Origin of the sequence: Fusobacterium sp. (genome assembly GCF_019012925.1) — a bacterium.
Classification (GTDB): domain Bacteria; phylum Fusobacteriota; class Fusobacteriia; order Fusobacteriales; family Fusobacteriaceae; genus Fusobacterium_A.
Map to the genome: position 1 here is coordinate 1 of NZ_JAGIRL010000048.1, position 15,669 is coordinate 15,669.

Here is a 15,669-nt window from a genome sequence, read left to right on the forward strand (position 1 = left end):
TATATTGTATTAGAAATTTGAAAAAATTTCGAGTACTTTATACCTTTTTTTATTTTAAAAATAAAAAAGCCAAAGAGATTAAAAAATCTCTTTAGCTAATTTTAAAACATATAGCTATTAAGTTTGCAACAGCCCCTTTTTTGTATAAAATTTATTGATTTATTTTTCATTTAGATATCTATCTAAAACTTTTTCCCACATACCATTTTCTTTCATAATCTTTTCAAAGATCTCTCTTACAGCACCATTTCCACCATTTTTACTAGAGATGTAATCAACTCTTTCTAAGACTTCAGATACAGCGTCTTTTGGACAAGCTGAAAAACCAACTTCCTTCATTACACCTAGATCATTAATGTCATCTCCAATATAGGCGATTTCCTCTTTAGTGATACCATACTTTTCAATGAGTTTATTAAGTTCGACTACTTTATTACTAACACCTTGAGCCAACTCTTGTATTCCCAACTCCTCTTTTCTTCTTCTGACAATCTCAGAAGACTTTCCAGTTATTATAGCTACTATACCACCCAATTTAATCCATTGGACTATTGCAAAACCATCTTTAACATCAAAAGCTTTGAGGCAATTTTCTTTATCGTCCATATATAATTTCCCATCGGTTAAAGTTCCATCAACATCTAGTATTATAAGTTTTATCATATAATATAACCCCCTTCAAAGTTTAGATATGAAAAAAGGATATCCTTTAACGGATATCCTTAGGTACAAATTAAAGTGCGTTTACTTTAGCTGCTAATCTAGCTTTCTTTCTAGAAGCTGTATTTTTCTTCATGATTCCTTTAGAAACTGCTTTATCTAACTCTTTGTAAGCTACTGATAAAGCTGCGTTAGCTGCTTCTACTTCTTTAACTTCTACAGCTGATAAAACTTTTTTAACCATAGTTTTAACTCTAGATTTAACTGCTTGATTTCTCTCTCTGTTTCTTTCTGCTACTAATACTCTCTTTTTAGCTGATCTTGAATGTGCCAAATTAAAAACCTCCTAAGTTTTAAAAAACAATTTTTTTATTTTTTCCATAAGATGATAACATAATTTAAACAAAATGTCAATCTGAAATTGACAGAAGTTCTTTTTAATTTGTTTAAGTTAAGCTACAAAAGAGACACCTTTTCTTGTACAATGGACCAAATTTATTATACCATACTTTCTAAAAAAAATAAAGTTTTTTTTAGAAGATAAGAATTTTCTTAACTTGCTATTTTTTCAAAAAAGATGTATTATAATAGTAATAAAAAAATATAAAGAAAGGAAATTTATGGATATAAAAGATAAGATTTCATCTGCAGCTAGGGAAGTTATGAGAATAGAAATAGCTGAAGCTCAAGGAAATGAAGTGTTTTTTAGAGGAATCCCAGATGAAAATGGAGTAGTTCAAGAGGTCCAAGTATTGGCTAGGGGAAATAGTTATTCTGTTCCTGCTATTCTAAAGGCTATGAGAAAAGGTGAGGTAATTATACACAATCACCCTTCTGGATTTCTTTATCCATCAGATGCAGATATAGAGGTTGCATCAATATATTCTAATAGAATGGACGGGGCTTCATATATAGTTAATAATGATGTATCAGATATCTATGTTATAATAGAACTATTTAAAGATGAGAATGTAAAGATAGATATAGCTCCGTACTTTGAAAAAACAGGATTATTATCTCAAACTTTTAAGGGCTTTGAATATAGAGATGAACAACTACATATGGCAAAGCATATAGAGAAGGGATTAAATTCAGAGATACCTGTAATAGTAGAGGCTGGAACAGGAACAGGAAAAACTTTGGCTTATTTGATACCAAGTATAGAGTGGGCAATAAAAAATAGAAAAAGAGTTGTTATTTCAACTAATACTATAAATTTACAAGAGCAACTGCTAAATAAGGATATTCCAATAGCCAAAAGAGTGATACAGGGAGATTTTAAATATATTCTTGTAAAAGGTCGTGGGAACTATCTATGCAATAGAAAATACCATAATTTAGCTATGGGAGATACCTCAATTATTGAGGATTTTTCACCTTCACAAAAAAATCAGTTTGTAGAGATCATAAAATGGGGAAAACAAACTGAGATAGGAGATAAGGGAGAATTACCTTTTGAAGTTGATAACAGTGTTTGGGAGCTATTTCAGAGTGAGACAGATATGTGTTCAGGAAATAAGTGCCCGTATAAAGCAGAGTGTTTCTTTTTAAAGTCTAGAGAGGAGAAGAAGAAAGCTGATATATTGATAACAAATCATCATATGTATTTCTCTGATCTAGCTATTAGAAAGGAGATAGGTTTTAATACAGAGTACTCTATATTGCCAGAGTATGGACTTGTCGTATTTGACGAGGCACACAATATAGAAAAAGTAGCAAGAGATTACTTCTCTTATGAAGCTTCTAAGTATAGTTTTACCAAGACTATGAATCAGATATTTACAACTGAAGGAAAGAAAAAAAATACAGGGGCTTTAGATTTTATACTTAAATATATAAAAAGTGCTGAAATAGATAGTAGAGGTATATTAGAGAGAGAGATTGAAGAGATTAAACTCAAACACAAATCTCTTTATATTTCTGGAAGAGAGTATTTTAACCATATTATAGATGTATTTTCAAAGGGAGAAATGGGGACTTTCACTTTTAGAGCAAAGAAAGAGGAGATGGAAAATTCTCCATTTTTAAATACGTTGACAGATTATAAGGATAGTTTTTTAAGTGATTACAACTCCTATATTAGAAAGGTTAGAGAACTTATAAAAGAGTTGAAAGATGAAGAGGATACAGCTGGTCATATCAATGATTTTTCTAAATATGTAGATAGGTTAGATGGTTTTATAAATAATTTCAGATTTATCCATGATTTTTCAGATGATGAATTTATCTATTGGATTGAGGTAAATAGTAGAAAAAGTAATTCAAAACTTGTGGCTACACCTCTAAAGATAGATGGAGAGTTGCAAAAAAATCTATATTTGAATTTGAAACAGATAATTTTCACTTCAGCAACAATAGCAATAGGAAGTGATTTTAGTTATTTTAAAGAATCTATAGGTTTGGATAAAAATACTTTGGAAAAGGTAATACACTCTCCTTTTGATTATGATAGACAGATGAAGGTTTATATTCCTAATGATGTACCAAATCCTTCAGAGAAAAATTTTATAGATGATGTTTCAGAGTTTTTGAAGGCACAACTCATAGCATCAAAGGGAAAGGCCTTTGTATTATTTACCTCTTATCAGATGTTAAACTATGTTTATTATATGATAAGAGAGGAGTTAGAGAGAAATGGTATACAGCTATTTATTCAGGGAATGACTTCAAGAACACATTTAGTAAATATGTATACTGCAGGAAAAAATCCTGTTTTATTTGGAACAGATTCCTTTTGGGAAGGTGTTGACATAAAAGGAAATCAACTAAGTAATGTAATAATTGTAAAACTTCCATTTAAAGTTCCAAGTGATCCTGTTACAGAAGCGATAATTGAGCATATCACTGCACAGGGAAAAAATTCATTTACGGAATATCAGGTTCCAGAGGCTGTAATTAAATTTAAACAGGGAATAGGAAGATTGATAAGAAGTAAAACTGATTCAGGGACAATAACTATATTAGATAATAGAGTTGTTACCAAGAGATATGGAAGATTTTTTATAGATTCTATTCCAACAAAAAATATAAATGTTCTTTCAAAATCAGAGATTTTAAAAGATATTATAAAAGAATTGAAAGGTGGTAAAAAATGAAAACTATAAATCTCTTTGGATTGAAACTGCAGTTTGAAGTAAAGAGAAATAGATATAGTGATGAAAATATTTACTCCAAAGAGTACTCCTTGAGAGAGAAATTGATATATATAATTTTGGTTATGTTTATCATAGCATTTTCCTCAAAAATCTCTTTGTTATCCAATCAAAATAACTACAAGGTAGGAGATATAGTTAAGGCTGATCTATATGCACCAAACACTATTATCTTTAAGGATCAGGGTGCTAAGGAGAAGATAATAGAGGGGATAATCAAAGAATCAGGGAAAGAGTATATTTACTCTTCAGATGTAGAAAAATTATACCTAGATTACTTTGATGACTTTTTCAAGAGTATCAATCAATTGAAAAATGGTATAGTAACCGAGTTAGAAGCTAATCTCCTAGAGAGAAATACAAATAAGAAGATTCCACAAAACTTGATAGAGGAACTTGTATCTCTCAAAGAAAAAGAGATTGATAGGATAGAGAGAGGAAGTAGAAAATTCTTAGTAGAAGCTTATAAAGAGGGGATAGTTCAAGAGAAAAATGGTGTTTTTTATAGGACACCAGTGGATAAAAAATATGAAAAATTAAATGATTTAGAGAAAAAAATAGTGGATATTTTTGTTTCACCAAACTATATCTATGATGAGGTAAAAACAAAGAAAAATATTCAGGAGAAAGTTTCTCAGATAAGTGATCAATATGTTGAGATAAAGGCTGGAACACTCATAGCTAAAACAGGAGAAGTGTTGAATGAGAGAAGGATAAAGATATTAGAAGCTTGTGGGATCTACTCTTATAAGAAGAGTTTTTCCTTGATCTTTGCTAATATTCTTTATTTAGGGATAATCTCATCACTGTTTTATAGCTTGTTTTTCAATAATTATAAAAAAATAATCTTAAATAAGAATTATTACAGATCTTCAATGTTGATTTTAGCAGGGATACTCCTCACTTTTAGAGTGTTAAACAACGATTGGATGTATTTTATTCCTGTTGATACAGCGTTTTTTCTATTGATACTCTTGGTTGATAAAACCTATGCAATATCACTATTTTCATTTATGTTATTTTTTCTGATGCCGATATTGAACTACAATCTACAGTATTTTACAATATACTTCATATCAATGGCTTTTGCAGCTCATATTGTTTCTAAAATAACAACGAGATCAGGAATAATAGCAGCAGGAATACAATTGTCTATACTAAAAGTAACATTGTACTTACTGCTCTCATATTTTTCAGAGGTGGAGAGCTTTACTATTGCAATTATAGTAGGGTCAATTTTACTTTCTGGTCTTGTATCAGGAATGTTAACAATAGCGTTCTTGCCATATTTTGAAAAGACTTTTAATATATTAACTATATTTAGATTGTTGGAGTTAGGAGATCTATCACACCCGCTTTTGAAAAAAATATCAGTGGAAGCTCCAGGAACATTCCAACACTCAGTGATGGTAGCCACACTTTCAGAAAACGCAGCAACAGCCATAGGAGCAAATGCAGTTTTTTGCCGTGTAGCTTCATATTACCATGATTTAGGAAAGACAAAGAGACCTAAATTTTATGTAGAAAATCAACAAAATGGAGAGAATCCACATAATAAGATTTCACCATTTATGAGTACACTAATAATTACCTCACATACTAAAGATGGAGCAGAGCTAGCAAAAGAGTATCAAATCCCTAAAGAGATAAGGGATATTATGTATGAACATCAGGGGACTACATTTTTAGCATACTTTTATAATGCAGCAAAGAATATAGATCCGAATGTTGAAAAAGAGGAGTTTAGATATAGTGGTCCAAAACCTAAAACAAAGGAATCAGCAATAATAATGCTAGCAGATTCTATTGAAGCAGCTATAAGATCGTTGGATGAGAAATCACCAATGGCAATGGAGAATATGATTAGAAAGATAATAAACGGAAAAATAGAGGATAACCAGTTATCAGAAGCGAATCTTACTTTTAAGGAGATAGAGGTTATAATAAAAACTTTTGTAAAAACTTTAGTAAGTATTCACCATGTTAGAATTAAATATCCAGGACAAAAATAAAATATAAGGAGAGATAGTATATGGAATTGATATTAGAGATGTCTTTAGAGATAGAGGGATTTGATGATTTAGTAAATGAGAATGAGATAAAGGAGTATGTAGAGAAAGTTTTAACAAAGGAGTATGAGTCAGAGGCTCCAGTATATATGTCACTTTTATTTACAGGAAATGATGAGATTCAAGTAATAAATAGAGAGTATAGAGATAAGGATCAGCCTACTGATGTTATCTCATTTGCTTATCATGAGACTGAAGATTTTGATATAGGACCTTATGATACATTAGGGGATATAGTTATCTCATTAGAGAGAGTAGTAGAACAGGCAAAAGAGTATAATCATTCAGAAAAAAGAGAGCTATACTATGTTTTAACTCATGGAATTTTACACCTTTTAGGATATGATCATATAGAAGAGGAAGATAAAATAGAGATGAGAGCCAAAGAGGAAGAGATATTAGGAACTTTTGGATATACTAGAGAGATGTGATACTATGGGAGATTCTAGAAATAAATGGAAAAATATAGGAGTAACAGAAAAGTTTAATGTTGCTTTTGAAGGGATTTTTGAAACAATAAGAACAGAGAGACATATGAAATTTCATTGTTTTTGTACAATTATAATCTTTATCCTATCTTTATTTTTAGATATTGGAAAAAATGAAGCTCTTGCTGTAATCATAAGTGTTTCACTAATCTGGATAGCTGAACTTTTTAATACAGCTATTGAAAGTTGTGTGGACATGGTTACTGAAAAATATCATCCTTTGGCTAAGAGAGCTAAGGATATTGCAGCTGGAGCTGTTTTAGTAACGGCTATAAACGCTTTATTTGTAGGTTATATAGTCTTTGAGAAGAAGATAGTAATAAATATGAGAGATATGTTTTATGTTTTAAAAAGCTCATTTCAACACACAGTGCTATCTATATTTGTACTAATAATAGTAATTGTAATCTGCATTAAAGCTATTTCAGGAAAGGGAACAGCGTTGAGAGGGGGATTTCCAAGTGGTCATAGTGCATTGGCAACTTCAATATTGACACTGGTGACTTCTCAAACAGATAATCCTAAAATATTTTTTCTTACTCTTGTTTTGACAATTTTAGTGATTCACTCTAGAATAGAGGGGAAAATACATACATTTTTTGAAACAATGGTAGGAGCATTTTTAGGTTGGGCAGTGACATATCTTATATTAGTAATAGTAAATTTATAGGAGAGTTACTATGATAAGAATGAAGGAATATATACTACTGAGCATACTATCCTATTGTAATTTTGGAGAAGCTGAGTATGGCAAAACTTTGAGAGAGATATTTGAAAATCCACAAAATAATAGAATTATAGTAGGAACTTTCTCTATACTTCTCTCTAAAAATAGAGAGTTATTTATGAATTATTTTTCTGAGATTTTAGATGATTGGAAAATATATTACATAGATAATAGAACATCTCAAAATATAGGGGGAAAGGCTTCGGGATTTTATGCAGTGGTATTTGAAAAAGAGGAAAAATATGTTGTTTCTTATAGAGGAAGTGAAAAATATCCTCTAGAAGATGCATATAAAGATTTTGTAGAGACAGATTTGGCAATAGGATTAGGAAAGATTCCACTTCAATTTTATGAAGGGGTAGAGGTATACTATCATCTGATAAGGAACTGTAATTTGGATGCTAAGAGTATATATTTGACAGGACACTCTTTAGGTGGAGGTATAGCACAGTATGTAGCCTTAACAATTGATAAGTTTTTTAACTATATTCCATATACCTATACATGGAATGCTGTTGGAATAAATAGAGAGGGAATAGTTTCAATAGTAGATTATATAAGGTTGAATGAGATATTAGGAGAGTATACGGATCTATCAGAGAAGGAGATTGAAAACTTTAAAGAGTTTGAAGAGCCATATTTAGAGTTTTTAGCCAAAGAGTTAAAGAAGATAAAAGCGATAAAGGACAATAAGACAGCACTTGTAGATAAGTATGATACTGTTTATTTTGATATTGATGAGGATTTTATTAAACAACTTATAAAAACTACAACAATAGAGAAGTGCTTGATGAAATTTTCAATGTCTAGAAGAAGGGATCTTATTTTAAAACAGAATCTTTTTGAGAAAATATTTCAATTGGATAATATGGGTGAGCTTTTAGATAGGGCACAAAAATTTATAGATAGAGTGAGCAATAATAGAGCTTATGAGGAGAAAATCTATAATTTTGGACATTCACAAGATTTGACATTCTCACTTTTTAGGCATCTTGGAACAGCTTATTTAGTTGATGAGAGCTTTATGAAGAGGAAAAAACAGAGAGCATCAATATTTAATAATTTTAAAATATTTACAAAATCTATACAGAGTCATCACTTTGAAGATGTTTTCTTTCCTTTTATTAAAACAACAGGAGAGAAGGCTGGGAATTTTTCAGTGAATTTAAATTTAGATTTTATGGCTTCATCTCTCAGAAAATTGTTTACAATGGAATACTGTTTAAATAAAAATCTATTGGCACACTATTTTTCTCTCGAAAAAATAGATGATAGTAATTTCAAGGAGATTAAACAGTATATAGTGTCTGGATTAAATAGTAGTGGTGTAAGTCTTCTGTATAGAAAGCAGATAACCACTCAATTAGTGGGAATGGATAGAGAAGAGTTTTCAGAATTGTGGGAGAAAGTAAAGAAAAAATTACCAAGTCCATATAAAAATATGGATATATTCGACACATTTGTTTTTATATAAAATATTTTGGAGGGAAGAATGAAAAAGTACTTGGCGTTAGTATTTCTTTTGATATTGGTAGGCTGTGGTATAACTGAGGAGAAACAGATAGAGAATAGGAGCTTGAAGGTTGCTTTAGCTTATAAACCGAGATCTTTTGATCCACATAGACATACTGATAGTGCAACATTAGCAGTGACAAAACAGATATATAGCAATCTTTTTTCGATAGATAATGAGGGGAATATTGTTACAGAACTTGTTGAAAGTTATCAGATACAAGAGGATAGTTCTATAATATTAAGATTGAAAAAAGGTGTTTTATTTCATAATGAAGATGAGATGAAAGCAGAGGATGTAAAAAGGAGTCTAGAAAGAAATTTGGAGATCCCTGTTTCAAGAGTTTTAGTAGAAGCAATAGAGAGTGTGGAAGTGATAGATGATTATACTTTAAAGATTAACCAAAATAACTCACCCTCAATATTGCTACACAACTTAGCTCATTCATCAACTGCTATTGTTAAGGAAGTTGCAAAAAACTCACAGGATATTGATCTAGTGGGAACAGGACCATATAAAATTGAGGATTGGTCCCTAAGTGAAAAAGTTATATTAAAAGGTTTTGACAAATTCTATGGTGAAAAAGCAAGGATGAAGGATCTTGTTTTCCAAACTATCCCCGAAACTTCAAATAGACTGATAGCACTTGAAACCGGAGAGATAGATATAGCTTATGATATTTCAGCAAATGATATAAAGGGAATTGAAAAAAATTCAAAATTAAAAGTGATCAATGAGGTATCTTTAGGTAGTGACTTTGTAACAATAAATACTAAAAGAGTAAAGGATAAGCGTATAAGACAAGCAATAGAGTATGCTATTGATAAAAAGGCAATAATAAATACAGTATATGAAGGTTATGGAGTTGTTCCAAAATCTATATTATCACCAAATGTTTTTGGTTATGATGATGAGGCTAAGATTAGAGAGTATAATTTAGATAGAGCAAAAGAGTTATTGAAAGAGGCAGAAGTAGAGAGTTTAAAATTGGGACTTTGGATATATGATGAGCCTTCAAGACAACAGATGGCCCAGATAATACAGGCTAATTTAAAAGAGTTGGGAATAGATGTGGAGATAAATGTACTAGAAGTATCTTCTTTTTTACAATACACAGGAATGGGAGAACATGATCTATTGATAGGACTTTGGTATGTTAGCACTGGTGATGCTGACTATGGTTTCTATCCATTACTACACTCATCTTCAGCTGGACCAGTTGGAAATAGAAGTTTTTATTCAAATGTTGAGGTTGATAATTTACTAGATAGAGCAAGAAAAACTACCTCTACTTTTGAGAGAAAAGAGAATTATAAAAAAGTTCAAAATATAATCAGTGATGAGGTTCCACTGTTTCCAATTGCATACAAAAATTATACAATTGGGTTGCAAAATAATATAAATGGTTTCTTGTTTAATCCCAATGGGAATCATATTTTATATAAGGTTTATTATGAAAAAAATTAAATAAATTAAAGAGTTAAAAGCTCTGTTCGATCAAAAACTAAGCTGTTGAACAGAGCTTTTTTATTTATTTTTTAAACTATAAAATATAAAAATTAATTATTGAATTCTTACAAAAAATTCGATAACAAGAGAACTTGAAGGAATTATGAAATATATATGAAGTATATATTTTAAAAATACAAAAAAAATATGACAAATATTAGTTCGTAGTAAAATAAAAAAACACTCATAAATTAAAAAAGATAAAATACCCTATTGCAAATAAAATGACAATGTGATAATATCTATTTATGAAGAATGAAAAATAAAAAGGTCATAAGTGATCTATAACACACATTGAAGATGGATGGAGGAGAAGATTATGGCAAAAAAAGTAGTTTTAGCAGGAGCATGTCGTACAGCTTTAGGAACAATGGGAGGAGCGTTAAGTAACGTTTCAGCAGCAGATCTAGGAGCTGTAGTAGTAAAGGAAGCTTTAAATAGAGCAGGAATTCCAGCTGAGAAGGTAGATCAAGTATTATTTGGATGCGTTATTCAAGCAGGATTAGGACAAAACGTTGCTCGTCAAGTATCTTTAAAAGCAGGATTATCAATAAAAACTCCAGCAGTTACATTAAACGTAGTATGTGGATCTGGATTACATACAGTAAATATGGCAGCAGCAATGATTCAATCAGGACAGGCAGATATTGTAGTAGCAGGAGGAACTGAAAACATGTCTTCAGCTCCATACCTATTAAGAAAAGGACGTTATGGATACCGTTTAGGAAATGCAGAATTAGTAGACTCTATGGTAAATGATGCCCTATGGGATGCATTTAACAACTATCATATGGGAATCACTGCTGAAAACATTTGTGATCAATGGGGATTAACTCGTGAAGAGTTAGACAAATTTGCTGCTGAGAGTCAACAAAAAGCAGTAAAAGCTCAAGAAGAGGGAAGATTCAAAGATGAGATCGTTCCAGTTGTAATAAAAGGTAAAAAAGGAGATATCATTGTAGATACAGATGAGGGACCTAGACCTGGAACAACAGTTGAAGGAATTGGAAAATTAAAACCAGCATTCAAAAAAGATGGAATGGTAACAGCAGGAAACGCATCAAGTATAAATGATGGAGCAGCTGCAATAATCGTTATGTCTGAAGAGAAAGCTAAAGAATTGGGAGTAAAACCTATGGCTACATGGATAGATGGAGCATTAGGAGGAGTAGATCCTTCAATAATGGGAATAGGACCAGTTGAATCTACAAGAAAAGTTCTTGAAAGAACAGGAATGAAAATTAATGACTTTGATTTAATAGAAGCAAATGAGGCTTTCGCAGCTCAATCATTAGCTGTAGGAAGAGATTTAGGAATAGATACTTCTAAATTAAACGTAAATGGAGGAGCTATCGCTTTAGGACACCCAGTAGGAGCTTCAGGATGTCGTATCTTAGTAACTCTATTACATGAAATGGAAAAACGTAATGCAAAAACAGGATTAGCAACTCTTTGTATCGGTGGAGGAATGGGATGTTCTGCTATCGTTAAGAGAGAGGACTAGTCGTAAGTTGACAACTCACTTATCTTAATCTATATAAAGTTAAGAGCAGGATTCTGCTCTTAACTTCTATAAAAATAACCTATAACTAAGGAGGTTCATAATGAACTTTATAACATACGAACAAGAAGGATTTGTAGGAGTAATAACTATAAACCGTCCAAAAGCTTTAAATGCATTAAATAGCGAGGTATTAAAAGAGTTAAATACAGTGTTAGATAATGTTGATTTAGAAGCTACAAGAGCACTTATCTTAACAGGTGCTGGAGAAAAATCTTTTGTTGCAGGTGCAGATATCGGAGAGATGAGTACACTTACAAAAGCTGAAGGAGAGGCTTTTGGTAAAATAGGAAATGATGTTTTTAGAAGAATAGAGACTTTCCCAATTCCAGTAATTGCAGCAGTAAATGGATTTGCATTAGGTGGAGGTTGTGAAATAGCAATGAGTTGTGATATTAGACTTTGCTCTGATACAGCTTTATTTGGACAACCAGAAGTAGGATTAGGAATAACTCCAGGATTTGGTGGAACACAGAGATTAGCTCGTTTAATTCCAGTAGGAAAAGCAAAAGAGATAATATATGCAGCTGTAAATATAAAGGCAGATGAAGCATATAGATTAGGATTAGTAAATGCAGTATATCCATTAGAAGAGTTATTGCCAGCAGCTAAAAAGTTAGCAGCTAAGATAGCTAAAAATGCTCCAATCGCAGTTAGAGCTTGTAAACAAGCTATAAATGAGGGGCTTAACACAGATATGGATCATGCAATTGTAATTGAAGAGAAACTTTTTGGAAGTTGTTTTGAAACTGAAGATCAAAAAGAGGGAATGAAAGCATTCTTAGAAAAAAGAAAAGTTGAAGGATTCAAAAATAGATAGGAAAAAACTCTTTAGATAAAATAGATATAAAAACTTAGGAGGCATTGAGATGAAAATAGGAGTAATTGGTGCTGGAACTATGGGTTCTGGAATTGCACAAACATTTGCACAAACTGAAGGATATGAAGTAGTTCTTTGTGATATTAATGAGGAGTTTGCAGCAAGAGGAAAAGCTAAAATAGCAAAAGGTTTTGAAAGAATGATCGCTAAAGGAAAAATGGATCAAGCAACTGTAGATGCTGTATTAGCAAAAATTACAACTGGAACTAAAGAAATTTGTGGAGATTGTGATTTAGTAATTGAAGCAGCCTTAGAAAATATGGAGATCAAAAAACAAACTTTTAAAGAGTTAGATGCTATTTGCAAACCAGAAGCTATATTTGCAACTAACACATCATCATTATCAATAACAGAAATAGGAGCAGGATTAAATAGACCAGTAATTGGAATGCACTTCTTTAACCCAGTACCTGTTATGAAACTTGTAGAAGTAATAGCAGGATTAAATACTCCAGTTGAGATAGTAGAAACTATCAAAAAAATATCTGAAGAAATAGGAAAAGTTCCTGTACAAGTAGAAGAAGCAGCAGGATTTGTTGTAAATAGAGTATTAATTCCAATGATAAACGAAGCAGTAGGAATTTTAGCTGACGGTGTAGCTTCAGCTGAAGGAATAGATAATGCTATGAAATTAGGAGCTAACCACCCAATGGGACCATTAGCTTTAGGAGATTTAATAGGATTAGATGTATGTCTAGCTATTATGGAAGTATTATACAATGAATTTGGAGATTCTAAATATAGACCTCATCCATTATTAAGAAAAATGGTTAGAGGTGGAAAACTTGGAAGAAAAACTGGAATGGGATTCTTCGACTATACTAAATAGTAAAAAAGTTTAATATAAAGGGGCTGTTGTAAATTAATGATTTTTTATTATTAGTTTGCTCAGCTCTTTTTATTTTAAGTAAAAAATAGAAATTAATTTTGTTAAGAAGAATTTTATGTTATAATAATGTAATGAGTACTTATAATACAGACAAGAGATATGAAAATCTTTATCAAATAGATATGATACTCTTTTAAAAAGAGATGGAATAAATGATATAACCAATATAGCTTTAGTTTTTGATGGGAAAATAGTATATCATAAAATAGAAAAGAGAGAGTAATCTCTCTTTTCTATTATAGAAAGGAACTTATATGAGAAAATATCTATATATACATGTTTCTAGTAAGGAACAAAATGAAGATAGACAATTAGCTTTAAAGGATAAATATTGGAAAAGATAAAAGCTAAAGAGAAAAATAAGTAAAGAGGAGAAAATAGCATTAGTAAATATATTTTATAGACAAACTATATTTTAATTTAAATATCAAGTCAAAAATTATTTATTTTGTTAATTTATAAGAATTTTTAATAAATTGAATCAAAAAAATAAATATTATATGAAGGAGGATATATGGATATAATTATTGGAATACTTGCTTTCATATATAGTTTTTTTTATTATGAAGATATAGGTGTTATAGGATTTATTTTATTTATAGTCGTTTTTTTTTCAGTTTGGTATATTGCTAGTAATATTATAATAAAAATATTTAAAGTAAGGGTAAATGAATCTAAAATTTTAGTATTTACTATATTTTTTATTTTAAATATATATAATATTGATATCTATTTTGAATATACTAAGAGAATTAATCAGAAACTTTCTATAAGTATGAGTAAAACTAAAATAGCTCTCAAGATATTTGAAGAAAAATATCCTGATGATAATTTTTATATGATATCTCCAATGAAGAAAGCTGATTATGAAAGATATGTGGGAAGCTTTTACAGTGAAAAATTAAAAAAATTAAAATTTAGTGATTATTTTTATGCCCGTATTGAAAGAGAGAAACTAGACGAAAATTATTCTTTTGGACATTATAAAGATTCCTTTGTAGCAGCTGAGAGAAATATATTTTTAGAAAAAGAATTAAGTAACATTTTAGGGCATAGAATAAAGGTTAGATTAAGAACAGATGGACATATAACTATAGATAAAATATTAAAAAATGCAACAAATAAAAATTCTAATGAGACAATAAGAATTTGGTTTTTTACAGTATATATATTCCTAGACAAGGATGAAACCAAGGAAAATTATCAAAAAAAAATAAATGATGTAAGCAAATATCTTTTTAAAGATTTAAAGCTGAGTGGATATAATTTCAGTATTGATTATGTAGATAGTTGTTATCTTAATGATTATGAATCAGTTAAAAAATTAATCTATTTTCCTCTACAAGATGACAAAAATGGAATAAAAATCTTGGAGAAGTTAAAGAGAAAAGAAGAAATTACTAATGATGAAAAAATATATTTAATAAAACTTTTTGGTCCATTTAGTAATATTCCAGTCATTTCCAGTGACAGTCTTAGAAATGGAATTCTAGATAAAAAATAATTTTCTATTCCTACTATTGTATAAAAATAAATATGATATTAGAACTTGGACAACAGGTAAACAAAATTCTTTGATAATAGGAAAAACTTCAAAAATTAGAGTTGGTGTAGATTTAATAACGACAGCTATTTTATTAAAATAAAAGGTTGTGATTTTGTGAAAAGAAAAATATTAATGGTATTTACTATGATTTTTTTTCTTTATCTTTGTTTGCAGAGAAAAACGAAACAGTTATTAATACTTTCAAAAAGAAGTTCCCCCAAGACAACTTTTACTTTATTCAAGGATTAGACTATAAGTTTGATTTGACAACAAGTATAAGATATAGAGGAATATTATATAGTGATAGATTAGAGAAGTTAGGTTATCCATTTGATTTAGAAATGGCATTAGAAGGAGATCGTATAGATAAATATTTTTATATATTTATCATACAAGAAAATTATGAGTATAACAGATAAAGAATTGTTAGCAATTTGTAATTTATCAAATTTAAAAATGGAGTTTGCTAATCTAAAAAAAGATATAGAAACAACAGAAGATTCTCAAGGAGAAAATTACACAAATCATACAATCTATTTTAGATAAAAATATATTAAAAAGTTAAAGGGGAAATTATGAGGAAGTTTAGACAAATATTGATGATTTTAATATTACTTTTATTAACAGCCTGTGGAAGAAAAGTAACAATAGAAGAAGCAGAACAAGCACTACATA

The 15,669-nt window shown here is 30.0% G+C and carries 16 protein-coding genes; 14 read left to right on the plus strand and 2 right to left on the minus strand.

Features of this window, described 5'->3' with window-relative positions:
- Positions 1–159: 159 nt before the first annotated feature.
- Complete coding sequence (locus QZ286_RS09050; protein ID WP_291256642.1) at positions 160–663, minus strand: HAD family hydrolase; 504 nt, start codon at positions 661–663, stop codon at positions 160–162.
- A gap of 70 nt (positions 664–733) precedes the next feature.
- Positions 734–994: a 30S ribosomal protein S20 gene (gene rpsT, locus QZ286_RS09055; RefSeq protein ID WP_291256643.1), complete on the minus strand. Its 261-nt coding sequence runs from the start codon at positions 992–994 to the stop codon at positions 734–736.
- Positions 995–1,280: 286 nt separating this feature from the next.
- On the opposite strand from rpsT, the gene QZ286_RS09060 reads away from it, so the two are divergent.
- From QZ286_RS09060 to QZ286_RS10320, 14 genes are all read left to right on the plus strand, one after another.
- The gene (locus tag QZ286_RS09060) at positions 1,281–3,755 is read left to right on the plus strand and encodes a helicase C-terminal domain-containing protein (RefSeq protein WP_291256644.1); all 2,475 of its coding nucleotides are present in this window, start codon (positions 1,281–1,283) and stop codon (positions 3,753–3,755) included.
- A complete protein-coding gene (locus tag QZ286_RS09065; protein ID WP_291256645.1) occupies positions 3,752–5,824 on the plus strand; it encodes an HDIG domain-containing metalloprotein in 2,073 nt (690 codons plus the stop codon). Before QZ286_RS09060 ends, QZ286_RS09065 begins: the two co-directional genes overlap by 4 nt.
- 20 nt (positions 5,825–5,844) lie before the next feature.
- On the plus strand, positions 5,845–6,312 hold the full coding sequence (gene ybeY, locus QZ286_RS09070) for an rRNA maturation RNase YbeY (RefSeq protein WP_291256646.1): 468 nt from the start codon (positions 5,845–5,847) through the stop codon (positions 6,310–6,312).
- Complete coding sequence (locus tag QZ286_RS09075) at positions 6,290–7,039, plus strand: diacylglycerol kinase (protein ID WP_291256647.1); 750 nt, start codon at positions 6,290–6,292, stop codon at positions 7,037–7,039. Before ybeY ends, QZ286_RS09075 begins: the two co-directional genes overlap by 23 nt.
- Before the next feature lie 10 nt (positions 7,040–7,049).
- On the plus strand, positions 7,050–8,570 hold the full coding sequence (locus QZ286_RS09080) for a hypothetical protein (protein ID WP_291256648.1): 1,521 nt from the start codon (positions 7,050–7,052) through the stop codon (positions 8,568–8,570).
- Positions 8,571–8,588: 18 nt separating this feature from the next.
- Positions 8,589–10,076, plus strand: a complete 1,488-nt coding sequence (locus tag QZ286_RS09085; protein ID WP_291256649.1) for an ABC transporter substrate-binding protein — start codon at positions 8,589–8,591, stop codon at positions 10,074–10,076.
- Between the two features lie 361 nt (positions 10,077–10,437).
- A complete protein-coding gene (locus QZ286_RS09090) occupies positions 10,438–11,622 on the plus strand; it encodes an acetyl-CoA C-acetyltransferase (protein ID WP_291256650.1) in 1,185 nt (394 codons plus the stop codon).
- Positions 11,623–11,722: 100 nt separating this feature from the next.
- Positions 11,723–12,499 carry an enoyl-CoA hydratase-related protein gene (locus QZ286_RS09095; RefSeq protein WP_291256651.1) on the plus strand — a complete coding sequence of 259 codons (777 nt, stop codon included), beginning with the start codon at positions 11,723–11,725 and terminating at the stop codon, positions 12,497–12,499.
- A gap of 49 nt (positions 12,500–12,548) precedes the next feature.
- Complete coding sequence (locus QZ286_RS09100) at positions 12,549–13,388, plus strand: 3-hydroxybutyryl-CoA dehydrogenase (RefSeq protein WP_291256652.1); 840 nt, start codon at positions 12,549–12,551, stop codon at positions 13,386–13,388.
- Positions 13,389–13,962: 574 nt separating this feature from the next.
- Complete coding sequence (locus QZ286_RS09105) at positions 13,963–14,952, plus strand: hypothetical protein (RefSeq protein WP_291256653.1); 990 nt, start codon at positions 13,963–13,965, stop codon at positions 14,950–14,952.
- 16 nt (positions 14,953–14,968) lie between these two features.
- Positions 14,969–15,094: a hypothetical protein gene (locus tag QZ286_RS09110; protein ID WP_291256654.1), complete on the plus strand. Its 126-nt coding sequence runs from the start codon at positions 14,969–14,971 to the stop codon at positions 15,092–15,094.
- A gap of 64 nt (positions 15,095–15,158) precedes the next feature.
- Positions 15,159–15,413, plus strand: coding sequence for a hypothetical protein (locus QZ286_RS09115; RefSeq protein WP_291256655.1), 255 nt, complete (start codon positions 15,159–15,161; stop codon positions 15,411–15,413).
- Entirely contained in the window at positions 15,397–15,540 is a 144-nt protein-coding gene (locus QZ286_RS09120) for a hypothetical protein (protein WP_291256656.1), read from the plus strand. Before QZ286_RS09115 ends, QZ286_RS09120 begins: the two co-directional genes overlap by 17 nt.
- Positions 15,541–15,569: 29 nt before the next feature.
- Positions 15,570–15,669, plus strand: a 100-nt coding sequence (locus QZ286_RS10320; RefSeq protein ID WP_367243736.1) for a lipoprotein, incomplete at its 3' end; no start/stop codon positions are given.